This window comes from Phormidium sp. FACHB-592 (assembly GCF_014695795.1).
In the GTDB taxonomy this organism is placed as follows: domain Bacteria; phylum Cyanobacteriota; class Cyanobacteriia; order Leptolyngbyales; family Leptolyngbyaceae; genus Stenomitos.
Genome location: NZ_JACJOZ010000034.1, coordinates 139,257 through 163,998 on the forward strand (window position 1 = coordinate 139,257; position 24,742 = coordinate 163,998).

22 protein-coding genes are annotated in these 24,742 nt (G+C 47.8%); all 22 read right to left on the bottom strand.

Annotation, left to right across the window (positions count from 1 at the left end):
- Nucleotides 1-327 precede the first annotated feature (327 nt).
- Complete coding sequence (locus H6F86_RS09275) at nt 328-1,596, bottom strand: ATP-grasp domain-containing protein (RefSeq protein ID WP_190448312.1); 1,269 nt, start codon at nt 1,594-1,596, stop codon at nt 328-330.
- A gap of 391 nt (nt 1,597-1,987) precedes the next feature.
- Nucleotides 1,988-2,911, bottom strand: a complete 924-nt coding sequence (locus tag H6F86_RS09280) for an isoaspartyl peptidase/L-asparaginase family protein (RefSeq protein WP_190448313.1) — start codon at nt 2,909-2,911, stop codon at nt 1,988-1,990.
- A gap of 324 nt (nt 2,912-3,235) precedes the next feature.
- Nucleotides 3,236-4,087: an MBL fold metallo-hydrolase gene (locus tag H6F86_RS09285; RefSeq protein ID WP_190448314.1), complete on the bottom strand. Its 852-nt coding sequence runs from the start codon at nt 4,085-4,087 to the stop codon at nt 3,236-3,238.
- 15 nt (nt 4,088-4,102) lie between these two features.
- A complete protein-coding gene (locus tag H6F86_RS09290) occupies nt 4,103-6,346 on the bottom strand; it encodes a family 1 glycosylhydrolase (RefSeq protein WP_190448315.1) in 2,244 nt (747 codons plus the stop codon).
- Nucleotides 6,347-6,385: 39 nt separating this feature from the next.
- Nucleotides 6,386-7,669, bottom strand: a complete 1,284-nt coding sequence (gene glf, locus H6F86_RS09295) for a UDP-galactopyranose mutase (RefSeq protein WP_190448316.1) — start codon at nt 7,667-7,669, stop codon at nt 6,386-6,388.
- Between the two features lie 65 nt (nt 7,670-7,734).
- Nucleotides 7,735-8,811: a glycosyltransferase family 1 protein gene (locus H6F86_RS33110; protein ID WP_347240105.1), complete on the bottom strand. Its 1,077-nt coding sequence runs from the start codon at nt 8,809-8,811 to the stop codon at nt 7,735-7,737.
- A gap of 922 nt (nt 8,812-9,733) precedes the next feature.
- Nucleotides 9,734-10,276 (bottom strand): hypothetical protein, encoded by a 543-nt coding sequence (locus H6F86_RS09305; protein WP_190448318.1) that lies wholly within the window; start codon nt 10,274-10,276, stop codon nt 9,734-9,736.
- 790 nt (nt 10,277-11,066) lie between these two features.
- Nucleotides 11,067-11,966 (bottom strand): manganese catalase family protein, encoded by a 900-nt coding sequence (locus H6F86_RS09310; protein ID WP_190448319.1) that lies wholly within the window; start codon nt 11,964-11,966, stop codon nt 11,067-11,069.
- A 583-nt stretch (nt 11,967-12,549) separates the two neighbouring features.
- Complete coding sequence (locus tag H6F86_RS09315) at nt 12,550-13,548, bottom strand: glycoside hydrolase family 43 protein (RefSeq protein ID WP_347240106.1); 999 nt, start codon at nt 13,546-13,548, stop codon at nt 12,550-12,552.
- Nucleotides 13,549-13,613: 65 nt separating this feature from the next.
- Nucleotides 13,614-13,802, bottom strand: coding sequence for a hypothetical protein (locus H6F86_RS09320; RefSeq protein ID WP_190448321.1), 189 nt, complete (start codon nt 13,800-13,802; stop codon nt 13,614-13,616).
- A gap of 506 nt (nt 13,803-14,308) precedes the next feature.
- Nucleotides 14,309-15,154, bottom strand: coding sequence for a phytanoyl-CoA dioxygenase family protein (locus H6F86_RS09325; RefSeq protein ID WP_242033438.1), 846 nt, complete (start codon nt 15,152-15,154; stop codon nt 14,309-14,311).
- Nucleotides 15,155-15,309: 155 nt separating this feature from the next.
- Nucleotides 15,310-15,774, bottom strand: a complete 465-nt coding sequence (locus H6F86_RS09330; RefSeq protein ID WP_190448322.1) for a DUF4383 domain-containing protein — start codon at nt 15,772-15,774, stop codon at nt 15,310-15,312.
- 2 nt (nt 15,775-15,776) lie between these two features.
- On the bottom strand, nt 15,777-15,905 hold the full coding sequence (locus tag H6F86_RS32760; protein WP_277881649.1) for a hypothetical protein: 129 nt from the start codon (nt 15,903-15,905) through the stop codon (nt 15,777-15,779).
- 435 nt (nt 15,906-16,340) lie between these two features.
- A complete protein-coding gene (locus H6F86_RS09335; protein ID WP_190448323.1) occupies nt 16,341-17,381 on the bottom strand; it encodes a hemerythrin domain-containing protein in 1,041 nt (346 codons plus the stop codon).
- 69 nt (nt 17,382-17,450) lie between these two features.
- Complete coding sequence (locus tag H6F86_RS09340; protein ID WP_190448324.1) at nt 17,451-17,678, bottom strand: hypothetical protein; 228 nt, start codon at nt 17,676-17,678, stop codon at nt 17,451-17,453.
- Nucleotides 17,679-17,704: 26 nt separating this feature from the next.
- On the bottom strand, nt 17,705-17,959 hold the full coding sequence (locus H6F86_RS09345; protein WP_190448325.1) for a hypothetical protein: 255 nt from the start codon (nt 17,957-17,959) through the stop codon (nt 17,705-17,707).
- A 420-nt stretch (nt 17,960-18,379) separates the two neighbouring features.
- Nucleotides 18,380-19,441, bottom strand: a complete 1,062-nt coding sequence (gene galK / locus H6F86_RS09350) for a galactokinase (RefSeq protein ID WP_347240107.1) — start codon at nt 19,439-19,441, stop codon at nt 18,380-18,382.
- Nucleotides 19,438-20,550, bottom strand: a complete 1,113-nt coding sequence (locus H6F86_RS09355; protein WP_242033439.1) for a M24 family metallopeptidase — start codon at nt 20,548-20,550, stop codon at nt 19,438-19,440. The genes galK and H6F86_RS09355 overlap by 4 nt, the downstream gene beginning before the upstream one ends.
- Nucleotides 20,547-21,080 (bottom strand): DUF2243 domain-containing protein, encoded by a 534-nt coding sequence (locus H6F86_RS09360; protein WP_242033440.1) that lies wholly within the window; start codon nt 21,078-21,080, stop codon nt 20,547-20,549. The genes H6F86_RS09355 and H6F86_RS09360 overlap by 4 nt, the downstream gene beginning before the upstream one ends.
- A 106-nt stretch (nt 21,081-21,186) precedes the next feature.
- The gene (locus H6F86_RS09365; RefSeq protein ID WP_190448327.1) at nt 21,187-21,414 is read right to left on the bottom strand and encodes a hypothetical protein; all 228 of its coding nucleotides are present in this window, start codon (nt 21,412-21,414) and stop codon (nt 21,187-21,189) included.
- Nucleotides 21,415-21,729: 315 nt separating this feature from the next.
- Nucleotides 21,730-22,830: a galactose-1-phosphate uridylyltransferase gene (gene galT / locus H6F86_RS09370; RefSeq protein WP_190448328.1), complete on the bottom strand. Its 1,101-nt coding sequence runs from the start codon at nt 22,828-22,830 to the stop codon at nt 21,730-21,732.
- Nucleotides 22,742-24,715, bottom strand: coding sequence for a glycoside hydrolase family 2 TIM barrel-domain containing protein (locus H6F86_RS09375; RefSeq protein WP_190448329.1), 1,974 nt, complete (start codon nt 24,713-24,715; stop codon nt 22,742-22,744). The genes galT and H6F86_RS09375 overlap by 89 nt, the downstream gene beginning before the upstream one ends.
- Nucleotides 24,716-24,742: the final 27 nt, after the last annotated feature.

The following is a 24,742-nucleotide window of genomic DNA, read 5'->3' on the forward strand; positions in this document are numbered from 1 at the left end:
CCCGTTAGACGACCACAGACTTCTTTCTAGTCCATGTGCTTCAACTTCTAGAAAAATTTAGTAGGCCTTAAGGAGATTGCTGAGAAAGAATGTACCGCTTGTAGGGGGCGGGTTTTGTCAGAATCTTTGCTAATCGCTGATCACGCTGGCATCAAACCTACCCCTACGGGTATTTTGTTTGCTAGAAATTTCCTAAGGATCGTGGATTTAATCAAGCCGCAAACTGTACGGGCGGTTTTAGCAGACCAAACTGCATCCTGCAATAATTTGACAGCAAAACCCGCCCCTACCAAAGACCGAACTTATTTAATCCTAAGACAAGCTGATTTAATTTGTTAGCTGCAAACCTTTGGTGTGCAAGGTCTGTTCAATCTGCTGCATTTCTTGCAGCGTTTCTCCAGCAACAATGCCGTAGATTTCGGTATAGATTTTGCCGTATTTCACTTTTTCTAACGCCGAGAGGATCAACAAGTCTTTGCGCTCCAGGTGTGTTTTGAGGGCAGCAAGAATAGAATCAAGGGTGCCATTCATGCGGTAATCGCTGGAGTATTTTGCGATCGCCTTATTTTGGCTCAATAGTTGGTGGCGCTGTAGGCAAAGAGGTGTTGAACCATTAATACGAAAATTGGCGTCGATCGCGTAAAATTGCCCGTTTTTATCTTCCAGCACATCAAAACCAATGACACCGAAATAGCCTTGTTGATGCGCGTATTGACCAACCGCTGCAATCATTTCCGAGAACGGGCTTAAATCGTCCGTGTAATCAATTAACCCACCTAGATAGCTGCCAGCAGAGCTAACAAGCTGCTGAGTCACGCCAATGAGAGTAATATCTCCTCGTTTGTTGACATAAAACTGGACACAGTAATTGTGGGTTTCATCTTTGACAAACTCTGAAACAATTATGGTTTTCAGCAGGTTGATCTTGAGATATTTATTCAGTTCTTCCTGACAGTAGTTGAGATCGCTTTGATTGCGAATAATATAGGTACCTTCGCCAGAGAGACCATGCGATGTTTTGATTAAGTAAGGAAACTGTTGGGGAAGCTGAATCTGATCGAGTTTAACCTGATCCAGTTGATACGTTTTGTAGTTAGGACAAGACACCCCCAATTCGGCAAGCGTTGCTTTACTTAGCAAGCGGTAATGCACATCTGGATGTACTGCATGCTTTTCGGGCAGTAAGTGATCGAAGGGAAAAAGAGTAACAACTTGCTCAACGCGATCGCTCTTGTTCAGGTCATCCAGATAGGTAGCACAATGCATTCTTTCTAAATGGGTATCGTGACCAAAGTGTTCGCGCCAGTATTGTAGCAACAGGTTTGGTGGCTGAGTAATGACCACTCCTGCCAGCGTATTACCCAACACTGCCAGGTTTTTCCAAGGTTCTTTCTGGCAGATCTTATCAAAAGACACTTTTGTTGCTTCGCCGCTGCCATCTTGCAGAAAGTATTGTTGGGTATTGGGGTAGGCTGCCCAACTGGCAGTTGCAGGATAATTCAAAAGCAGCGCACAGCGTCGATCGCCAATATCCTGCGCGAATAAATCTGAAAGCGAATTGCCCTGAAAGAATTGAAAGTTGCGTTGCGGAATCATGAGAAATTCTAGTTAAGGAGCGAGCCTTAAATAACCCGTAATACCAATCCAAACAATGCTAGCTAACAAATTCCTCTAGTTAATCCCCCTCTAGTCCCCTTAATCAAGTGGAAATTAAGTGGAAGCCAATTAGGAGGATCTTGCTTGGTAGCTTATGAAGAGGGAGTCGGTCTAAACCTCTTAATCTGTAGGGGCGAGAGCCTCTAGCATGGCTACGCTTAGGAGATTTCTAGCAAACAAAATACCCGTAGGGGTAGGTTTGATACCAACGTGCTCGGCTGTTAGCAAAGATTCTGGCAAAACCTGCCCGCTACAAGCGGTACATTCCTTCTCGGAAATCTCCTTAGACAAAGCAGTGCCCCCACCAAAAATAAATGGATTGAAGCCGTACCTACATATTTACAGGTGCTTCATCCTCCTTAGAGATAAAGACCGCAGGCTGTTGCAACTCGTCATGCATGTAAGCAACTGCCATGTCTTGAGAGTTGTATGCCCAGCCGATGCGCCCATTTTGATCGAGCAAAATACAGCCCGCCTCTCCAGAAACTCGCTGCTTTAGTACTTCAATTGCCTTCTCAGCAGCTTGTTCAGGATGAACCGCAAGAACACCGTCCATACTGGCAGCGTCACCCGATAAAAAGTCAACCGCTGTCTTTGCCAGCACTACTGGGATAATCGATTCGCCGTCGCCTGTGGTGGAGCAAGCCCCCCGGTGATCGGCATACAAGCCACTGCCAACTAATGCTGTATCACCCACTCGACCTTGAGGTTGACCCGTTGTGCCTCCTGTTGAGGTGCCAGCAACCAGAATGCCATTGACATCCAATGCCACGCAGCCAACTGTATTGGGACGATCGATCACCTCTGCCTCTTCTTCCCACTCTTGTCGTTGTTCCTGGCTGACGAGGTCTTCTTTAGGGCACAACTCCAGTCCATGTTCACGGGCAAAGCGTTCTCCACTACGTGCAACTAGTAGTCGTGGTTTCTCTTCCATAACTTTGCGGGCAGCGGAGATTGGATGACGCAGTCCCTGCACCGCTGCCACGGCTCCCCACCGCAATGTTTTGCTCTCCATCATTGCGGCATCAACTTCAACTTCCCCTTCACTGTTAAGGGTCGAGCCGAATCCTGCATTAAAGGTCTGGTCAGATTCAAGCACACGAATGGCAGCTTCAACCGCAGCTCTAGCATCGCCTCCCTGTTCCAAAATTTGCCAACCGGCTTGAACAGCAGCTAAGCACCCCTCTTTATTGGGTTGCTCCTTATCTGGGGAGACAGTTTTTGCTCCACCATGTACAACAATTGCGATAGTCATAATCTTTTACCAATGGATAACTTGTTAAACGAAATTTTGGAAATTTTGTGATGTTGTCATTAACGCGATCGCGCTGTGATACAGAGCGCTCAAAAGCTCTTTTGCTGCACCCGTCCAAGGTGATATTAAAAATGGACCTAATCTAGAAGGTTGGTTTCAGGGTTATTAAGCAAGACTATCGGGTCGGTATCGTAGCTGGACGGAATCCTTTTCTGCCAACTGCTGATCGCCTAAAAAGGCTCCTACTTCACCAGACGTTTAATCAGGAATTAAAAGCCTAAGCAAAAGTCATAAATCACTGGCTTTTCACACATTGCAAGGCTTTTAAGCTTGGACTTGAGAGGCTGGAGCCGCTTGTTCAGAAAATGTTTTGAACTCGATCGCATCGTGGCTACAAAAGAGGCGTACATTGCTAGCGCGATCGCACGCCAGTTCATACAGTCGGTCTTGATTATGGAGCCGTGCTTGACGGTCTACTTCCATAACTCGCTGATAGGCAAGTAATCCTGGCGTGCAGTGACGGTTATTCGCATCCATTTCATGTCGATAAAAGTAGGCATCACCCGCGTTGAGCAGCCATCCATCGGGAGTGTTGATCGCTACGCCTGCATGACCACGGGTGTGACCAGTTAGGGGAATCAGGAGAATTTCTGGCGGTAACCCATCTAGGTCGCGGACTGCCTCAAAGCCAAACCAGGGTTCGCCTCCGGCAGCATAGTAACGCCACTGTTTGACTTCATCCCATAGCTTGGGACGATAGCGCCGACGGTTGATAAACCCGTGTCGCTCGCGGGCAGCATCACGTTCAGCCTGCATCACATGCACTGTTGCATTGGGGAAATCTTCTAGACCACCTGCATGGTCAAAATCAAGATGCGTTAACACAATATGGCGAACATCGCTGGCAGCAAAGCCGAGGCTTTTAACCTGTTCAATCGCGGTGTTCTTGTAATTGAACTGAACATTGTTGACGTGAACAAAAAATGGACTGAGCCGTGCATAAGGCGCTTGAACATCTTGCTGCCCAAAGCCTGTATCGACCAGAACAAGACCTTGCTCGGTTTCAATAAGCAGGCAGTGGCAGACAAGCTGTGCTGTTAAACCACGGCTAAAACCATCCCACAATGCTCCGCCAAGGGGACACATACAGCCGCAATTGAGATGATGGATATGCATAACGTTTCACCGTTGCTAGAGTTGGTGGCACTCTTCCAGGTAACGCTCGATCGCCTGACTGAGATCAGGCAATAAGATGCCGCGTTCGCTCCCCAGCACGCTGTAAGCTGGGCGAGGTGCAGCAAGAGCAAGGGTTTTGGTAGAGCAGGATTGAACTGAGGAGACATCGAGTCCGGCAAGCTGTGCCGTCCATCGGGCTAACTCTGACCAGGCAATTGCCCCAGGATTTGCCAGGTGCCACAGACCGCACTCACCATCAATCAATAAATCGAGGCTGGCATTAACTAGATCGGGCACATACGTTGGTGACACGATCGCATCTTCTGCTGCCATAAACACATTGCCTGCCCTTAGGGTGCGAAGGGCGATCGTTAGAAAATTATGTTCATCCCAGGGACCAAAAAAGGCGCTTGTGCGAATGACTAACGCACAGGGATGGTGATGCAACACCCACCGCTCTGCTGCTGCTTTGCTATGACCATACACATTCAGCGGTGAGACTCCATCGCTTTCTAAATACGGTTGCTTATGAGCGCCATCAAAGACTAAATCAGACGAGAAGTTGATTAAGCCAAGACTGCGTTGGGCGCAGGCATCCGCCAGAATAGCCGCTCCGTCAGCATTGATGCGGCGGCAAAGATAAGGTTCTCGCTCGGCATCATCCACTCGTACATAGCCAGAGGCATTGACAACTGCCCAGGGCTGCAACTCATCCAAGACACTGGTAACGGTAGCTGGCTTCGTGATATCCATCTCCTGACGCGACAGGAGGTAGTAGGGAATCCCACGGATCTCGCAGATGCGAGCAAAGGCTTGACCCAGAGTGCCCGTTGCACCCGTAATCACCAGGGGCGGAGTGGATGCGATCGTGGTCTTTGCACCTTTTGTGCGCCGCATCATGGGGGTAGCAAGCGTCTCTGCCGGAGCAGTATCAGCCCAGCCCCCTAGGTTCTTGGCATAACTTACAGGTGGGTAGAGGAGCCGTTGCGATCGCTGCCACCACCCTGGCAGATCAAGCAATGGATGGGTGTATTCCTGCCCTTGAGCAAGGGATTTCAGCATCGTGGCAATAGCAGTGGAACGCGGCACGGGAGACCGCACATCAAACACACCCGGCTCATAAAAATCGTCGGCGCGAGTCACCAAACTATTCCAGTCATACGTCCCCAGCAGCGACCAAACCGTTACGGCTCGCATCGCTACACCCTCAGCTTGCAAGCCTTGAGCGACCTGCCAAATTTCTTTGAGCCAGCGCAACTGTTCTTCACGGGTACAGCCTAGATGTGCCTCCGTGATAGCAAGAGGACGCTGGTAACGTTCCCATGCTTCCTTTAGCAGCGTGGCATGGTCATAGATGCCATCGGCACAGACCCAGACTGCTTCCACATCAGCATACTGGTGTTTCCCATTGCCGCCGCGTGTGCGCTCAGGATAGCGATCGATGCGCTCATCAATAAACCGATCGCCACAAACATAGCGATTAATACCAACAATGTCTGGTGGGCAAGGATTGGCTTGAAACCACAGCAACTCGGATTCCTCAGCCCCTGATTGACGCAGATAACGCCATAAAGGGTGCGAGGGATCGACATGACCACACAGTAAATCGAGTGAAAGCCAATGGCGATCGTTCTCAAATTCTGCCTGGTATGCCAGCAACGGTGTACTAAAGGTTTTACCCAAATCCTCTGTCTGCACCAGTTGAGCCTGAGGATTAATTTGCCGAATGGCTTGCATTGATAGCACTGTCGCACGGCACTGATTAAGCAGCGTACGCACGAACGTGGCATCATCTTGACCATGCGGATACCAGTGACCATACAGCCCGCTAAACCGGGCTGTTGTCAAAGGTTCGTTGACAGGGGTGTAATGGCTGACCCAGGGATAACGTTGAGCGACTGCACCTGCATATTCAGCGAGCTTTTCTGGGAAAGCAGGATCAATCAAGCTCGTGTGACGAGGACCGCTACCGTGATGCACTAAACCGACGATCGGGCGAAGTCCGATCGTATCTAGATAACTCAGGCGTTCATCTGCCCAACTCCAATCTGCCTGCGCTAGCCCATTGGGGGCAATACGCTCCCACAAAATGGGATAGCGGATCGTTGTTATACCCAGAGCTGAAAATTGATCGAGGTCTTCAATCCGAGTATTATGTCCGTTGCGATCGAGTTGGTCAAAGTACTGCTCACCAACGCGATTCACAGTACATTCAATGCCGCCCCACAGTTCCAGTGGCGGCACTTGTTTTGAACTCATAGCGTCCTTATATCCTTGTTAAAAACTGATCAATCGCGGTCAGGCTGAACCATTTTGAGTGGGTGAAAGCGCCTTGCCATTACCATTCAACTTTTCTGACTTGCCTGAGCTAGAGGTAGGAAAGTTTGTCAGCGGTAGCTTGCTTGGAGAGGGCTGGAATGATCGATTGCTAGCAGTATCAGGCGCGATCGCTTTCTTAGCAGGTACGCTCTCTTCTTCGGGATGCCAGCTTGGGCGTTCAGCCAATTGAGCATAAAGAGACAGTGCCTGAGCCACTACTTGATCCATGTTGTAGTACTTATAAGTGGCAAGCCGTCCGACAAAGTGAACGTTGGGTGTGGCATCAGCCAAGGCTTTGTACTGCTTGTACAGTTCAGCATTTTCAGGACGAGGCACGGGATAGTAAGGGTCGCCCTCTGCTCTAGGATATTCGTACACAAGGCTGGTCTTTTGATGCTCTTGCCCAGTCAAATATTTAAACTCTGTGACACGAGTATAGAGATGTTCATTGGGATAGTTGATCACTGCTTGGGGCTGATGCACTTGTTCGTTCAACGTCTCGTGTTTGAACTCAAGCGACCGATAGGGTAGTTTGCCATACCGATAATCAAAATAGCCGTCCACAGGTCCCGTATAAATCATCTCCTTATAAGGAATGACGTCTTGAATCTCACGGTAATCCGTGTTGAGCATGATTTTAATATTGGGATGCGCTAACAGTTTCTCAAACATTCGCGTATAACCGTGTAGCGGCATCGCTTGATAGGTATCGGTGAAATAGCGATCGTCCCGGTTGGTGCGAGTAGGCACGCGAGCGGTCACCGACTTATCCAGATCAGATGGATCAATACCCCACTGTTTGATCGTGTAGTTGCGGAAGAACTTTTCATAGAGTTCGCGTCCCACCTTGTTAACTACTACATCTTCAGAGGTGCGAATCTGCTCTTTTGGTTCAGCAACAGAGGCAAAAAATTCTGTCAGCTCAAAAGCGGTCAGATTCAAGCCATAGAGCTTATTAATCGTGTCCAAATTAATCGGCATTGGCACCAGTTGACCATCTACACTGGCAAGCACCCGATGTTCATACTGTCGCCATTCGGTAAAGCGAGAGAGATATTCAAACACATCACGCGAATTGGTGTGGAAAATATGGGGACCATACTTATGCACCAAAATGCCGTCTTCGTTGTAATGGTCGTATGCATTGCCACCAATATGATTGCGAGTATCGACAATCAAGATTTTTTTGTCGCTCTGGCTTGCCAGACGCTCTGCTAAAATGCTGCCAGCAAAGCCTGCACCGACGATGAGATAGTCGAACATGGGTCTATATCCTTGTAGTAAATAATTTAAATCGGCGATCGGTTAACGTTAGTGATCGCAGTGGGCTACTTGCGTGATGAAACAAGTTCAGTAGCCGTAGACGTTTCTTCTTGCCGTACGCTGCTTTTTCTTCCTTGCTTGGAGGTGACGATTGCAGCTTCAATCAACTCGTTCATCGCTTGCCAGGTCAAATCCCAAGAGATTTGTGATAAGAAAGCATCCACTCGGTTTAACCAATCATCATTGGTTTGGCTTTGAGCTAACGCTTTTTCGATCGCTGTCACAAACTCTGGCACGGTATCAGCTATATAAACCAGTTCCTCGTCTCCATAAGGTCGTACTACATCCCGGATAGACGTAGAGACAACGGGTTTACCGGCTGCAAGATATTCTGGTGTTTTAGTTGGGCTAATAAAACGGGTTGATTCATTACGGGCAAAGGGCAACAGCGCTACATCCCACCCTGCCAAATAGCTAGGTAATTCTTGATAAGATTTGCCGCCTAAATAATGAATATTGGGATGTTTGGGTAACAGCGCCGGATCAATTTTGACAACGGGACCAATGATGACCAAGTGCCAATCGGGTCGTGCTTGAGCAATACCCTCTAGCAGAGCAAGATCCATCCGTTCATCAACCACACCATAAAACCCTAAACGGGGATGGGGAATCGCTGCTTGGTCTGATGGCTCTTCACCAATTGCCCTTGCCTGAGCAAAGTGGGCTGCATCAATGCTGCTAGGAAACGCATGAACGCTGGAATGCTGATGCTGTTTAGCTTCGTAGAGGCTAAGCCCGCCTGTAAAGACTAAATTAGCTAGCTCAAAGAGATGCGCTTCGCGGGTTTGCAACTCTGGATGCGCTCCTTGAAAGGCAGATAACTCATCCATGCAGTCATAAACAATGGCTGAAGCATCTAAGTGATGAGTGAACGGCACTGCCATTGGGTTGTAGTACCAGAGAATTGGGGTTTGGATTTGAGCCTCTGCAATCAAGGCATCAACTAATAGCCGTTGCAGTGCGATCGCCTGGTCTTCACTCAAACCTTGAGGCAAGTGTGGCACTACAACCCAAACACCACACTCACGCCTGCTGATGTCTAAATAGTAAGAATCATCTGGGCTATCGAGCGGCTCCTCCACAACAAATACTCTGCGAGCTTGTGCACAACGGCTAAGTAAATGTTGGGGGCGTTGATACACAAAGTCCCATCGTAGATGGGAGAAACAAACTAGATCAAATACGTTGGTATTAGATTCTAAAGATTCTAAATCCGTCTTTTCAGACCACTTCAGATAAATAAGGTTTTGTTTGGGTTGAAAAGGAACATCTGAAGACTGCTTTTCTGATGCGTCCTTTTCTTTAAAGCGCTGATCCGAAGCGGGATATGTGGACATTGATTACCTCATAAATCACGAACTTAGTGAGCGGATGAGACTCACACAGAAACTAAACCTTTCAAAAAAGTTATGCAGTTTTCAACCAGGAGCCAGGTTTAAAAGTTAACCTGTAGATCCCGCAATCTAAGTTCCATGCTCAATAAACTGAAACCAGAGATTTCGTTTATGTTGCAGAAGCGCTAAATTGCTAGATTGTTTTTCACTGAAGTATTGACTGCTTAAAAAATAACAGTTTTGGCTCAGTTTAAGTCCCTCCTGCGAGAAGAACTTAGCTCATTCCTAAGTAAGGCTATTTTGCTGAAATTGTAAAAAATAGGTGTACTCAACGATACAATGATATATACGGCTTTCACTATATCTCTTTAGAGGTAAAGGCTCAAAAGCTCTATTGGTAAGGGTTTTAAAAAACTGGGTGTTGCTGCGTAATGGGTTCGTCCCGCTAGTTTTGAAAAAAGCTTCAAACCTTTTAGCGATCGTCTCCTCACATTTCAGCAACCCCAGTTATTGCAGTCGAGCTAGCTGCAGAAGTTAGCTTGCTTTACTAGCACCTGTCATTTCAACATCTGCGCTGCATTCAGAAATACGTCTTTCAAGTGGTGGTATAGCCCTATCAGCAAAAGGGTAGCCTTTAGTCAAGAAAGAAATTGATAGTGAACATAATGATCTAGTAAACGTTCCAATCTGCGACTTTGTAATCGCGGAGAATGGACTCAGCCTGATGAATTTCTTCCTCTGATCCTTCAATCATTACAAGGTAGTTTCCTTGATGGAGTCGATCGCTATATAAGCTAGCTTGAGCATCAGGAATACCCATTTGAGATAATGCTTTAACCAAGTTATTTGCGGCTACTGCTGCAACCCCAGTACTGGCAACCGTTGCTGCTAATGCTGCTGCAAAGCTTCCCGCAGCAAGCACAACGCCAAGACCAGGTAACGCCAAACTTGTTAGCCCTAACATCGTAAAGCCAGTTGCACTTATCGTTGCAGTATTGCTAACAGCGCTTTGGGTCGCATCAACTTTGGTATCGCCAACTTGATTGCTGATCTCAACATTACCTGGTGTTTCAGCTTCTGGGTTTAAGTCTCGACCAACGACAGAGATTTTGTCCATTGGAAAGCCAGAGCTATGCAATGCCTTGAGCGATCCTTCTGTATTTTCGTGACCCGAAAGGATTCCAAGTGCACGTTTCTGCTGAGTATTCACCATTTTTCTCCTGTTTACTTTTCACTTGTCGATAACAAAGCACAGCTATTAATAGCTCTGCCGCAGGCACTTTTGCTGGTTCTACTGCATAAACCATTTCTTAATCCAGCAACGTTTGGATGGCAGCCGCAGTAGAAAGATGTTCATTTCCCAGTTCCATTCCAGAATGCACCTGTAGTTTTATCGCTTGCTGATTAAACTGCCCTGCTGCTTGGATATGAGCCGAGGTAAAGAGTTGCTCTACTTGCCTAAAAAAAGTAGCCGGAATTGCTTCTTTGGGTTCGGCAGGGGTTTTACTACTCTTTGGTGCTTATAAACTTAAAATATAAATCTCGCTGTTCTCACAAACCTCTGTCACTGGACGATCGCAATCTTTATGTAAGACAGAGCTTGTGTTAAAGAAACCAGTATCTCTTGATACAAAAGCTGCTGGTGATTTACTACTTGCAATTAGAAAAGAAAGGAGAATCTATGGGATAGCTGTAGCTAAAAAAGATTCCCTGTTAGTTGCTAACCCTACTCAACAGTAGGTTATGCGAGGTGTGACTAACCTACCCTTCTCCTCTCTGGTGCTTGCTTCCTGCAAGTAGCTTGCTAGCGGTAAACCCTCCTCCGCAAGGAGAAGGGCTTTGAGACCATTCCAGTTCACTTGTCCACCAAGAGAGGGCTAGGCTTATAGCTTGCTTCCCGAAGGATAGGTAGCCTAAGCAGATACTTAAGAAAGGTTGCACATTGCAGGACGTTACACATACTGTCTCTTGAAACAAAAACAACCTCTCTAAAGCACTAGCATCTAACTATCTTTCTTGATTGACATAGGCGGTTTAGATGCCTCATTTGTGGTGTACAGCCTTGGCTCACCTAATGGAGGGACAGGCGCTTCACCTAAGGGTTCGGGGTTTGCAACGTATTCAAATTCTCCTTTGCCATCCATTGAAGGTCCTTTTGCCCAGCGACCTTCGGCGCTTTCTTCACCCTTAGAGTGATTCCAGAACTGATAAGCATGCTGCGACTTCTCTAAGTCTTGAGGGAATGAACTCGGAACAGGCGTTGTTTCAAGCCCAGAAGATTCCAGATCTTCGATCGCAGCCAGCCATTGGTTTTGGTGCATGGTGTCGCGGGCAATCATGAAACTAAGCGTGTCTCGTACCCCAGGATCATCTGTCATTTCATACAGACGCACTGCTTGCAAGCGACCCTGCGACTCTGCATGGAGGTTAGAGCGGAAGTCGGCTAAGAGATTACCGCTTGCTACAATGAATCGCCCGTTCCAGGGGAAGCCAACACTGTCAGATGCTGTAGCCCCTAAACCTGACACAATTGAATGCTGTGGATTCATGCTACTAGCGATGATATTGGTGATCGTATCCCGAGGATTTGAACCACCCATCACAGCACCGATAACTGAATCTTTAGCACCTTCCTCCTGGGTTTTGAGGGGAGCACCATCAAGCAAGTGAGCAATCATGGTTGCCAGCATCTCGATGTGCCCAATTTCCTCAGTCCCAATATCGAGCAGCATATCTCGATACTTCGCCGGACCCCGGCAATTCCAGCCCTGAAAGAGGTACTGCATCATTACCGTCATCTCGCCAAAGGTGCCGCCAATCAGTTCTTGAACTTTTTTAGCGTAAAGCGGATCAGGTCGCTCGGGCGCTGTGTAATATTGCAAACGCTTGTCGTGATAAAACATTCTAATTCTCCTGAATCAAATTTTCATTCAACTTTTTGAAAAGCCAAAACCTGCTCTTTAGAATTACTATCTCAGAGAGCACTGGCAAAAAGAAAATGGCAACGAAATGGCTCTAACTAATAACCGTTTTAACGTCCTTAAAGTTTGAATTAATCAGTCTACGGTTGCATGAGAAGAAGAGAAATTAATTGCCTTTTATAAGGCAAAACACTTAAATATTCTCAGGTTTATCCAGCAACAGAGAGACGAATGAAAATAATTTTGAGATAAAGCAGCTGAATTGATATCCAAACCTCAAAAATGGCTCTGGGCATAGGTTTTGGCTCCAGTCTAGATTTGAAGCTATAAAACTGTGAAACAGCTTAAATCCTTTGCTAACAGTCTCTCAAGCGATTAATCTATTAACTAAAAGTTAGTATAGGCAGAAACAAACAAAGAGAAGAAGCGCTAATCCTTTGCATAGAGAAAGTTGCTTCCTGTCAAGCAAATCTTTACTGCGATCGCTACACTTCTTCTCTTTCCTTTTTTATGCCAATGTCAAAATAGATACTAAGCAATTTGTAGCGGCAGCTAATCCAGTCGCTTAGAGAGTTTGTGGTGTCCAGGTTGGTCCCTTAGAACGAGGACCATCGGGTGTCCAAAAAAGCGGATCAATACACATGCGGCGGGCTTGCATTCCTGTATCCCAAGCGTGGTAAACCAGATACTCGGTTTGATCATCGGGACTAGCCACGATCGAGTTATGACCGGGACCCAACACATAATCTGGCACCGATCGCAGCACCCGGGCACCCGCTTCATTACCAGCATCGGTATAGGGACCCATCACCTGATCGGCAACACCATAATCAACGCCATAGCTTGCAGTTTCCCACCGTCCACCACTGTAAAAGCAATAGTAGCGATCACCATGTTTACGAACACAAGGGCCTTCTAACGTATGCCAATCGTAGATGCCATCATACATAGGGCGATCTGCCAAAAACCGCTGCCAATCGTGACGAGCGCGGAGAACCATGTTTGCTTTGCCCTCTAGCTTCGTCATCGTGGTGAGGCGATCGACCATCAGAGCCGTGCCTGCCCGGACACCATCATCGGTATCCAGAAAGTCTTGGGCGTAAAAGAGATACCATTGCCCATCATTATCTTGAAAGGGACTGGGATCGATCGCAAACGGGCAGGTTTTGGGGTCTAGTAACGGCTCACCTGTATCCTCATACGGTCCCAATGGGTCAGTACTGGTGGCAACTCGCAATTGATGGTGTTTATCCTCATGCCCAATGGAGTAGTAGAGGTAAAAAGTGCCATCACAGTAAGCAACTTCGGGTGCCCAGAAGTTATTGCCCAAAGTAGGATCGGGTCGCAGCAACGCTTTCCCGGCAGAGCGCCAGTTCACCAAATCATCAGACTGAAGCAGTGGAAAGACCCGCTGCTGAGCCTTCTCCTCCACCTGCCCTGCTGCTTCTGCGGGACCAGTGCCGATCGCATAGTAGACACCCTGATGCTTCCAAACAAAGGGGTCAGCGAAATAGTCTTGATAAACCGGATTGGTATAGGTGTTCATAATGACGTATAACGGCACATTTAAGAAAAGACTACCTGAACCAGCCTTTCCTATTCACTTTAAAGAGTAAAAGTATAAAAGCCTCACCACTTCACCCAGGCTGAATGCAAATCTTCTTGGATAACCCCTCGCTTGTTAGAAGCAAGCGCATGATCTACTAATACTTTTAGGGTCGTTGCATAGCTATCGTTTAGCATTCGGCGCCCATAGCCAATTACTTTGCCAATGTTTCCTGTTTTTTGATGCAGTACATACTCGCCAATTTCAAACATAATGCTTATGCTTTCTAAGCAGTTAATTGACGAGTTTTTCTGGGTAGATCAGCTCTTTTTGAAGAGACATATAGCGCTTCTATCTAGATTGTGAGAAAGGATCCCACTAGAACCCCTTCTCACGAAGCCTCTCAATCTCATAACTGATTTAAGGCTGCTATGAATATTAATTACAAGTTAGGTTGAATAGCGTTAAATTCAACACCATCCTTAACTTGTTTGAGTCTTATTAAACTCAACCTAAGCTTCACTCAGGCTTTCAAAAAAATGGTACGAGGCTACATAACGCTAAGTATGATTAATGCCTGAGATAACAACTTCAGCCCTTCAGCCTGTCTTCTCTCACCACTGGGTAGAGGCTGATGTGAAGTATGCTAGTGCTCTCTGTCATAGTGTAACGATCGTGACAGCAGGTTTGCCAACATTTCTATCGTTACCAAACAAATCTGTGAAAGGTGTTCTACTGTAGAGCACCTTTCAGATGCTTAGTGGCTGCATGAATCTGCTTAATACGCGAAGTTGATATAAGTTTCGACTTCACTGTCTGCTAACTGATCTACAACTCTGCATCGAAGTAGCTCTTGTATTTCTGGCGATAGGCTTTCGTAATAAGCCCGTGGCAGTGTGAGATCTACTTTTTGAGTATGAAGCCAGTGCATGACATAACCCATCACAATCATAGGTCGGGGCTGTGGCGTTAAGTTAGGCGTACCCCGATGCAGTGCCAGGGGCGATCGAATCATGACATCACCTGGCTGCATATAAAATTGTTCCATCGGAATTTCACCGGCATGGATCTTAACTAAGCCTTCCTCACGCGACATTACATGAGTACCACGCGCCATCTCAAACGGACCATTTGCCTCTGTTACTTCAACTAGCGAAAAATTCACTGCCAGCGCATACAGTGGGGTCACAATTTGATCGGAAAACAGTGGACGGAAATCGCGATGAATCTCCTGATACTGTGAACCTTGCAAGGGGATGTCAGCCGCTAGCTGCACCAGCTTGTACTCTTGAAAAAAGACGCGATTGAGTACTCCCCGGATGATTGGATTGGAATACACAGCCGGGTCCGCAAACGGTGCTACCCAAGGCAATGTTGCATAACAACGCGCCTGACCACGGGGAGCCAAACCACCAGGTCGCTGTTGCCGCTCTTGAAACAAAGCGTCAAACGCAACTTTCCAGCGATCAATCAGGTCGCGATCGAATAAGCCACGAATGACACAAATACCATCTCGATTCAGCTCTTCTGCAAACCGATCTAGCTCACTCTCGGTAAATACAGTCTCTACACTTTGTACCAACTTACTATCCGCTCCAATCGGGAGTGCGAGGGTTAAATTCATCTCTTTGGCAGAGAAAACGTAACCCTCTATACATTCCTTATTGTCCCCAATTGCAAAAGCAGAATGGCGATCGCACCAGCAATTCTTCAAGAAACTCAATTTCTTTAAGTCAATAGAATTGGAGCATTGCTTTCAGCCGCTCTTAAGCTTTTACCTTAGCTCGAAGGGTTAGCTTGCTCGTCATGACCCTGCTCGCGAAGTTCCAGCAAGTCGGGTTTAGCGAGAAAGCCAAAGTAAGTTGCGATCGCAGCGGTACCTGCATGTAGCCAGAGATCATTACCAAAGAGAGGGACTAAACCTAACATAGACTGAGTTGGTGGAAACAGTCCTAAGATGGTGAGCAGCCCGTAGAAGAGCGCTAATACTCCACTAAAAAGGCGGGCACTACCCAACGAAAGAGAAGCAAAAATACCTAGCAGCCCCACTGTAAGGTGAACAATGTTGTGCAACACATTAATCGGGAATAGCCCCATCAAGTAACCGTACCCCTCTACATAGCTAAGGTTCACTGCATCTGGGTCAGCGATCGGAGGTTTAACCAAGTCTGGAATAAATCCTGCCACACCGATCAACACGAAAATGATGCCAATAGTCAAAGCAAAGTATTGTCCTGCTTTCATGATTAAGCTCCTAAAAATTTGTGTTCTTTGAATACTCCACTTTTGTCATTCGTACCTGTTAGATTGATGCCAACAGAGATGCCAACTGCGATCGAACGGTTGCCAAGTAAAAACTGGAAGGCAAATGCCATAGCAATACCTGCAATCAAAGCAGTAAAAAAAGTAATCCTGCAAGAAATGTCAGTGCTAATTAATTGCTGCTAGCTACTTGAACCAACGGCAGATAATGCAGCTAATGCATTACTTCAGGCCGGTATTAAGCTGCTAGCAGCGTTGTTGCAAAATGCTGAATCATACGTTTTCCTTACTGAGTTCTGTGAGGCGAACGAAGCACGCTCGTAGAAGTCTCAACTTGTGCTTAAGCAAGTCCTTCTACTAACATATTCGTTGCGCTTTAATCCACCCTCTATAAAAAGATCAGGGACACTGCATTTCTCAAGGGAGAGCTTAAACTAACTTCACAATGTACATACAATACATGGCGCAGCAGAAAGGGGCGCAGCAATGCTACACCCCACAAGTTCTTTAATTCAAGAAATCTGCTGAACGTAATGTGCTGAAAGCAATTACATAGCTACCATTTGCTGCTGAATTTTGCTCTTGGCAGCCTTAAATTCAGTTGCCATTTGTTCTTTTTGTTCACTACTGCAATTTTTATCAATGGCAGCAAACAGAGTGCTTTCTTCTTGGCGAATATGATCACCGACAGCATCCATTAACGTTTTAATCTTTGAGCGGAACTCGTCGGCTGCATGAGGATCACTCGCTTTGATTTCATCCAGCATACGCTTCATTTCAGCCTGTTCATCGTATAGTTCCTGCGTGTCGCCATCGCCGTAGAACGATCGCACGTTAGGGTAAACTACTTCTTCTTCAGCTTGTGCATGGGTCAAAAGGTCTTTGTAGAGCTGCCCAAAATACTCTTGCAGCTTTTGGGGATCTTTTGTGGCTCCAATTTCAGTGAAAATGGTGTTTGTCTTGTTGTGATCCAGCCGAATCAACGTCTGGATGTTCATATCCTCCTTATTAGAGTTTTGGGTAAGTATGCTCCCAGCAATACCCGACAAAGCCGCAGTTGCATCTTGTACGCGTGCCCACAACCCTTGTTTAGCCTCTTTGCCCGTCATTTCCCGAACGCCTACCTGCTCCAGCATCCCTTTAAGCTGCTCTTGGTGGGCACGGCTCTCGAAGTTAACGGTGTTTAAAGGAGTAATTGCTACTTCAATATCAGCCCCTACCACCTGAGCAGCCTTATGGATCATGATGCCACTCATGGTTTGACCATGCTTCATCAATTCGTGGTGGAGCAGTTTTTGGTAGAGCGTAAACTCATCGCCTGCCATCGTCTGCTCAGACTGCTGCGTAAAGGTTTTGGTTGCGGCACTTGGCTCGGATGGAATGCCATACTGGACAATCACTGTTTCAATAATGCCCAAGTTCTTTTGGTCATCCTGAAGCATATTCTGAAGACGATCGCGAATATCGGCATCATGACAAGCCGCCAGAAGCTTTTGATCATTGGCGATAATCAAATTTTGAACCGCTTTCAAATCTGCTAGCCGTTCACCGATCGCTGTTCGCTTTGTATCGTCTAACGTTGCAACCATGCGTGTTCTCCTATTAAAAGTAGATGATGGAAAAATCGAACCTTATCTAACTGAATCTGCACTCACTAATCACACTTCTCTAAAGCCACTCAACTCATCAGCTTGGAAGTAGCCATCGTCTAAAAAGGGCAACTGAGCTGCTGAACAGATCATGTCGATTGGCTCCAGCTTTAGTGGCTCAATTAAAAGCCCTAACTTGCTCTGTGCTTCTAAAGTAGAAAATAGCTCACGAAGTTCATTTAATGACTGGTGAACCATTGCGACGTTACTCTGTTGGTCGTCTAAATTACTGTTCATACGTTGTTTGCCTGATAATTGCAGCCTTAAGCGCTAATAGGGACAGCCACTTTCTGAGAGCGCCGTAGCAAGACTGGTTTTTTCGGTCGGTTTAGATGATCAAAGCGATCGCTCAGCCAGTCAAACCCTTTGCTTAAACACTGAGAACAAACCTCTCCATAGCAATTGCCTTGGTCATCGCAAGCAATAACTTTTGCGGGTGCAACCTCAAACGATTGCTTACAAAGCCAACAAGTTTGCTGCTGGAGCAGACTGTTGTTGCATTCAATTTGAAGTTTCATAACCCCTCACATTTATAGCTGTTAAAAAAATGGTTTTAGGGCATCACTGGTTAGCTGGCTAATTACCTGTATGGCAAAGACGCAATTAGTGCATCCTTATCCCTGTCGCGTAGCTTGCTTCCCGCAGGGTCTACCCTTTGAGCCATACCTTTTTCTTTAAGGAGAAAGGTAGAACATTTCTTACCCCCTTTTCCATTAGGAGGGGGCTAGAGTTAAGGCAGCCTTACAGACGGTTCAGGATTGCAAATCATGTTGCATGATCTGCCCCCTTACCTAAATTCAGCAGAACCACTTTTGCAAAACTAAAACCTTGTTATGGTTTCAGCATATAAACTTACTTGTGCAATCGCCTCTGGCTTGGGAATGAATGCAGCGATGTTTACCTGTGATGTTCCATACACGAACCAAGGTAAACAGCCCTCAGTCAACCAAAATTTGACCGTTGTACCCAGCGGCGTTATAGCGATCGAGCACCGTTTGAGCGATTGTGTGTGCCTCTCCCAGGGTGACTAATGCAACACATGCGCCTCCAAAGCCTGCTCCTGTCAGACGTGCGCCAAAGACGCCAGGAGTGCCCTGCAAAAGCTCTACTAGCGTGTCTAACGCGGGTACAGAGACTTCATAATCATCTCGCAGGCTAACGTGGGATGCATTCATTAATTCACCAAACACTGGAGCCGAAACACCATCTAAAGCCTTCAAAACCCGGTTGTCTTCAGTGACTACATGACGGGCACGTTTACGGATAGGTTCAGGTAAGGCTTCTACTGCCTGAGGATCGCTAATGTCTCGTAATGCCTTCACGCCCAATTGACGGGCGGCTGCTTCACACTCCGATCGACGTTGGTTATAACCGCTGCTCGCCAGCGATCGCGCTACACCACTATCAATCACTACAATCTCTGCCCCAGCAGGAAACGGTAGAATTTGGCGATCAAGTGTGCGGGTATCCAGAAACAGCATATGTTCTGTATCGGCAAGGCTGGATGCCATTTGATCAAGAATGCCACAGCTTACGCCTGCATATTGAATTTCTGCCTGTTGCCCCAATTGAGCAATCTGTACATCATCAAGGTCAAGCTTGAGGAGCGATCGCAACGCCCGCAGCGTTGCCACTTCTAATGCCGCGCTGCTAGACAAGCCTGAACCGATCGGCACTGATGAGGTGACAAAAACATTAACAGGAGGGCTTTCATAGCCTGCTTGTTTCAATACTTGAATGCAGCCGTTGACATAGCTGGCAAAGCCTTCGAGGGTTGTTGCCGTTGGCTCAACATCAATCCGTTCCTCTAATTCAGCAGAATAGAAATGATGGTGATCGTCGGGGCTGTATCCAATTGAAACGTTTGTTTGTTGTGGAATTGCCGTTGGCAGCACAAAACCATCGTTGTAGTCAGTGTGTTCGCCTAACAAATTCACGCGACCCGGCGCACTTGCTTCAATATCAGGTTTTGTCTGAAAGATTTGTTGAAAGTCCATCATCGTTCAAGGGGTACAGGACGCAGCCAACCTTCAATTTCAACATGGGGAAAGTGAGTGTCAAAACTTAAATTCTCCAGGCTGTGATCCGCATTTAAGACAAATGTATCTTCAATCTTTGCACCCGGAATGCTGGGGTTCCAGGCAAGGATCATGTTTGCAGCCAGACGATCGCTGGTTTCCGGCGTTGCCACAATTTCGCGTGCCCCATAGCCTGCTGTACCACCCTGATGATGCTCTTGAATAGCGTGTGGGTAGCCCTGCTGTTCATAGGCTGTCGCTAGTGCGTTATACACCTCATTTAAGGGCGCTTCTACTTGAGAATGCTTGAGCGCCACTGCCTCAATTTCCGCAATGGTACGATGCAACTGCTTGTCTTCTGCCGTGAAGCCACCAAAACAAACGAAGCGAGTTAAGCTCACGATCAACCCGCTACCGCGAGCGCAAAAGACCAGCATTGCCTGCCGTCCGATCGTCTCTCCACTGGGTAAGGGATGGCGGTAAAGCGGTAAACGTTGATCGCCTGCTGCCAGTGTCAAGGCAGGGTGTAGACCACGTGCCCATAGCGCTTCTGCCCCCGCTCCAGCAAGCTGATATTCTGTCCAGGTTGGCTGAGCCTGCGTTAGCACCTCTGTCATTGCTTCGCTAGCAAGTCGCCCGACCTGCCGATAGCGTTCCAGTTCTCCGGGTAACATGATGCGCCTATGGTGCAGCAACGATCGAGGTAACGCTGCTTCTGCTTGAGTGGGACGATCGCTTAAAACCTTGCCATTACTGGTAGTCTCACGCACAAAGGCTTCGCGATCGCGACTCTGTGCCCACGGGCTAACGTGACACTGATAGCCAGCATCCGCTGGAACCTGTTCATCTTTTAACCGTTGCGCTTCAATTTCATCAGTGAGTATCCAGGCAGCTTCGTCCGTCACCAGCACTTCAGCGACTCCTGTTTCTGCCGCCAGTAGCACTGTATTAGAACCACCCGCCGTTGCCCAAGCAAACCAATCTGTTCCACGCAGACGGATGCCAGCGGCTCCAGTTTCGTGCAGTGCGTCCCGCATTAACTCTAGCTTGCGGGCGATTTCTTCAGATACATTCATAGTGTTGGCGCTCATGGCGTTAAAGTACCAGATTCTTTCATCGTTGCCTGGATTAAGAGTACTCCAATGCTTATCAGTAGAACGCCAGAGCCAAGAAAGCCAAGATCCCATAAAAGTTCATGGGCACCTGGTTTCAGGTGATGAATGCCTAGAAGGTGGTGATCGAGAATGCCCTCAACCAGGTTAAAGAGCCCTGCACCTAGCAGTAACGCTCCCAGAAACACCCGACCCGACCAGGCATCCTTTGCTTGCTGTCCAGCACGCCAAAGTAGAAAAATGCCAACCAACGTAAGCAACCAATCAAAGAGGTGGAATAAACCATCGCCAAAGGTGTTTAGTTCCATGCCAGCGATCGTCATATCGGTTTCAATGCTGGAAAACATATGGTGCCATTGCAGCAATTGATGAAAAACAATGCCATCAAAAAAACCGCCCTGTCCTAGCCCCAGAACAAGTCCGGCTAGGATTAAGGGGCGGTAACTGAGAGGATTTTCCCGTGCTTGAGCCTGGCTGCTGACGCTTGCTGGGTTGGTTGTTTCCATCATTTCCTTACTTCACTGCTTTCTTGCTTCACTACCGTCTTATGTTGTTATTGACATTGTGAAAGCAGACGGCATGAAGAAGACCCAATCAACCTGTTTACGCCCATAATCACGCGTTGGATTGCCCGCTCTGCTGAGACTCTGCCGAGGATTCTTGAGGACGTTCTGTAGCAGCAGGGTTAACCTCTGTGCCCTGCGCGTTGAAAGGATAGCCTTCCCCTTCGCCCAGTAGATCTTCTGGATTGGCGACTGGCGTAGTAGCAGCAGAATCAAGTTGTCCATTGTCGTGACTTTGTTTGATTCCACCACCTTTATGACTGGCATGACCACTGCTCATAAGGGTTGCTCCATTTTTGTTCTAGTACATACCAGTTCTTTTTGAAGAGACATAGAATTGTTGATTAATTGGGTTAAGCACATGAAAACCAACAATAGTCTTTGCTCTGCTGGGTTCCATTCAGCTTCACTCCGCTTTTATTCTAAGTAGCTTCATCCGAAGTTGGTATGAGTTACTTCCTTATTAGAAAACACCTTTAGCCATTGCACTTCATTCTTAACGCTGACTCTGCTCAAGCAAAATGGGTATCCGGCGTTACATAGAATTGTGCTCAGGTACACAACTGATGAGAGCATATTTTTGCGATCGTCCCCTTCAAACCGGCACGACCTGTTCTAGCTCAACAGTTACTGCTTGTAGCTCTTTTGCTTTTGCCTCGGGCAACGCATCATTCGCAAACATTCCGGCAGCAAGTTCTGTTCCTGCCAGGTACTTGAGTCTGTCTGACGTGCGGTAGGGTGGGTAAAACTCCGCGTGTAGATGCCATTCGGGATGAGGTTGTCCATCGAGTGGAGCCTGAAACCATGCCATCAAATAAGGGAAGGGACGATTCCACAAGCCGTCATATTTCAGCGTCACGGTTTTGAGGGCTTTGGCAAGGCTCGATCGCTGCTCTGCGGTCAAATCCATAAACGTAGCAACGGGTTTAATCGGCGCAATCCAGACTTCGTATGGATAACGGGCGCACACGGGGACGAAAGCGATCGCCCACTCATCTTGATACAGCACCCGTTGCTGATCAGAAATTTCGTTTTGAATTAAGCCTTGCAATAAGCCCTGTTGATGCTGCTGGTAATAGTCAAGTTGGCACTCGCCCAACCGCGCCGGAACTGGTGGCACAAAGGGATAAGCGTAGATTTGTCCGTGAGGATGATGTAGCGTTACACCGACTTCAACGCCTTTGTTTTCAAACGGCAGGACGTACTGAATTTGGGGGTGCTCGCTAATGGCACGAGTACGATCGCTCCACACTTGAAACAGTAGTTCCAAATGATCTAGCGGCAACGAACTCAATGATGCCTCTGGGTCTTGGGTAAACACAACGACTTCACAAGCGCCATTGGCAGGCAGCGTCTCCACAATGGTTGAGGGCGCATCTGCTGCTGAGGGCGTTAGCGAGGGAAAGCGATTAGGGAAAACGGCAATGTCATAGTTTCCCTGTGGCAGTTCGGTCGGGAACTGAGGGTCTTTAGTTGGAGCCAGCGGATTATATTCAGGGGGCGGCATAAACGTCCGCCCCTGTCGATGGCTAGCATAGGCAACCCACTCACCGCGCAGGGGATGCCAGCGCAGGTGAGGATTCGCTTGAACGGGGTCGTTGCTTGGACTAGGGGCAATAATCCCCGCCGCAATGGGTTGGCGACTGTACAGGATGAGGTTGCGTCCGTCTGGCTTTAAGAGCGTCTGAAAATACATCTTCCATTTGTGACCATGCCACTTTGACAGATTCCAGAAGGATAGTATCGTCCTCGTTGTTAATGCCCCTTCCCAAAGTGGCAGATGCGATCGCCTCTAACGGAAACTTAGGGGTGCGATCGATATAAAGCAGTCCATTTGCCTCCTGGAATGTGTCGGTCAACTGGGTGTAACAGAAGCCACTAAACATTTCCACTTTGTTCACCGTTTGTAACAGCGCAGTGTATTGCAGTTGCAGCTCCGGAGCATTGTGGGAGCGAGTGTAACCCCAAGTGTGAGGATTTTCTTCGGGCTTTGTGAAGGCAATGCCACCAAACTCCGTCAGCATAATCGGCTGCCCCTGATGTGGGTAGCCATCCAGCGTGAGCACGCGACCACCCGGACGCTGGCGATCGAACAAATCTGATAGCTTCACTTCAGGACCATAGCGTTTAGCTAAGCGCAACGGCTTGGTGTCGTAGTCGTGAATTGCCAGGATATCGGTAGCTGTACTTTCCCAACCATCGTTGCCAATGACAGGTCGAGTGGGATCGAGCGTTTTGGTGAGATGGTAGAGCGCCTGCACACAGTGTTGGTGTGCCGGAGTTGCCGTTAGATCGGGCACACCCCAGGATTCATTAAACGGCACCCAGACAACAATACAAGGATGGCTGGCATCTCGCTCGATCGTCTCTGTCCATTCTTTCATCAGCCGTTCGACCGCTTTAGGCGTAAAGCGATAGGCACTGGGCATTTCTTCCCAAACCATCAGCCCTAGCACATCTGCCCAATAGAGAAAGCGAGGATCTTCAATCTTCTGGTGCTTCCGCACGCCATTAAAGCCCATCTGCTTGGCAAGCTCGACATCACGCCGCAGTGCCTCATCTGAGGGAGCCGTCATCAGCGTCTCTTCCCAGTAGCCCTGATCTAGCACCAGACGTAGATAGTATGGGTGCCCGTTCAGCATGAAGCGATCGCGCTGGATGCTAACCGTCCGCATTGCCGTGTAGGATTGCACTACGTCAACGAGCTGCCCCTGACACCAAAGCTGAATGTCAGCATCAATAAGGGTTGGCTTTTCTGGACTCCACAGCAACTCGTTGCGGTAGTCGTCAATGCCTGGGTCAGACAAGGCAATGCGGCGATGAATTTCACCGTTTAGCACTTCATAGGTATCGTTAACCAGCAGTTGGTTGCCCACGGTTAGCCGCACCTTTAGCTGCATTTCTTTCTGAGTTTTGCCCGCCACAAATGCCTCAAAGCCAATCTCCCAACGGTCAAAGTGGGGTGTCCACTTGAGGCGATCGATGTAGGTCTGTGGTACTTGCTCTAGCCATACTGTTTGCCAAATGCCACTGGTGCGGGGATACCAAATGCTATGCGGTTCTCGCTGCCAGTCTTGCTTGCCTCTGGGTTTTGCCAGGTCATGCGGGTCGTCTTCTGCCCAGACCGTCACCGTTTGGCGTCCTTCTGGGTGCAAAACCGCCGTAATATCCATTGAAAAAGGAGTATGCCCGCCTTCGTGGTCAGCCATAAACTGCCCATTGACCCAAACCCGCGCCCGGTAATCGACGGCACCAAAGTGCAGCAAAACGCGATCGTCCCCAGGCATTACATCAAATTCGCGCTCATACCAGCAATTAGTATGAAACCCAGTGTTGTGAATACCACTACGGATAGATTCGGGAGCGAAGGGAACTTCTATAGACTGATCCCAAAGCGGAATGTTACTGGGGCGCGTATACTGCCCTTCATCATCGTAAGTGAACTTCCATGTACCGTTAAGGGAAGTCCACTGAGAGCGTTGAAGTTGGGGGCGGGGATACGCTAAATCGGTCTGCAATCTGGTTGTGCTCGCCAGATCGCACGGATATTGTTCTTCGAGACATTTACCGAAGGTTTTCATGAGGGACTCAACCAAACTGCATCTGCT

Excerpts from the sequence above, each read along its gene's own strand:
- H6F86_RS09280 (WP_190448313.1), bottom strand. The coding sequence starts at position 2,911 with ATGACTATCGCAATTGTTGTACATGGTGGAGCAAAAACTGTCTCCCCA.
- H6F86_RS09290 (WP_190448315.1), bottom strand. The coding sequence starts at position 6,346 with ATGAGTTCAAAACAAGTGCCGCCACTGGAACTGTGGGGCGGCATTGAA.
- H6F86_RS09360 (WP_242033440.1), bottom strand. The coding sequence starts at position 21,080 with ATGATGGAAACAACCAACCCAGCAAGCGTCAGCAGCCAGGCTCAAGCA.
- H6F86_RS09305 (WP_190448318.1), bottom strand. The coding sequence starts at position 10,276 with ATGGTGAATACTCAGCAGAAACGTGCACTTGGAATCCTTTCGGGTCAC.
- H6F86_RS32760 (WP_277881649.1), bottom strand. The coding sequence starts at position 15,905 with ATGGCATTTGCCTTCCAGTTTTTACTTGGCAACCGTTCGATCGCAGTT.
- H6F86_RS09345 (WP_190448325.1), bottom strand. The coding sequence starts at position 17,959 with ATGAAACTTCAAATTGAATGCAACAACAGTCTGCTCCAGCAGCAAACT.
- glf (WP_190448316.1), bottom strand. The coding sequence starts at position 7,669 with ATGTTCGACTATCTCATCGTCGGTGCAGGCTTTGCTGGCAGCATTTTA.
- H6F86_RS09365 (WP_190448327.1), bottom strand. The coding sequence starts at position 21,414 with ATGAGCAGTGGTCATGCCAGTCATAAAGGTGGTGGAATCAAACAAAGT.
- H6F86_RS09320 (WP_190448321.1), bottom strand. The coding sequence starts at position 13,802 with ATGTTTGAAATTGGCGAGTATGTACTGCATCAAAAAACAGGAAACATT.
- galK (WP_347240107.1), bottom strand. The coding sequence starts at position 19,441 with ATGATGGACTTTCAACAAATCTTTCAGACAAAACCTGATATTGAAGCA.
- H6F86_RS09325 (WP_242033438.1), bottom strand. The coding sequence starts at position 15,154 with ATGAATTTAACCCTCGCACTCCCGATTGGAGCGGATAGTAAGTTGGTA.
- H6F86_RS09375 (WP_190448329.1), bottom strand. The coding sequence starts at position 24,715 with ATGAAAACCTTCGGTAAATGTCTCGAAGAACAATATCCGTGCGATCTG.
- H6F86_RS09330 (WP_190448322.1), bottom strand. The coding sequence starts at position 15,774 with ATGAAAGCAGGACAATACTTTGCTTTGACTATTGGCATCATTTTCGTG.
- H6F86_RS09355 (WP_242033439.1), bottom strand. The coding sequence starts at position 20,550 with ATGAGCGCCAACACTATGAATGTATCTGAAGAAATCGCCCGCAAGCTA.
- H6F86_RS09335 (WP_190448323.1), bottom strand. The coding sequence starts at position 17,381 with ATGGTTGCAACGTTAGACGATACAAAGCGAACAGCGATCGGTGAACGG.
- H6F86_RS09340 (WP_190448324.1), bottom strand. The coding sequence starts at position 17,678 with ATGAACAGTAATTTAGACGACCAACAGAGTAACGTCGCAATGGTTCAC.
- H6F86_RS09310 (WP_190448319.1), bottom strand. The coding sequence starts at position 11,966 with ATGTTTTATCACGACAAGCGTTTGCAATATTACACAGCGCCCGAGCGA.
- galT (WP_190448328.1), bottom strand. The coding sequence starts at position 22,830 with ATGTATTTTCAGACGCTCTTAAAGCCAGACGGACGCAACCTCATCCTG.
- H6F86_RS09275 (WP_190448312.1), bottom strand. The coding sequence starts at position 1,596 with ATGATTCCGCAACGCAACTTTCAATTCTTTCAGGGCAATTCGCTTTCA.
- H6F86_RS09285 (WP_190448314.1), bottom strand. The coding sequence starts at position 4,087 with ATGCATATCCATCATCTCAATTGCGGCTGTATGTGTCCCCTTGGCGGA.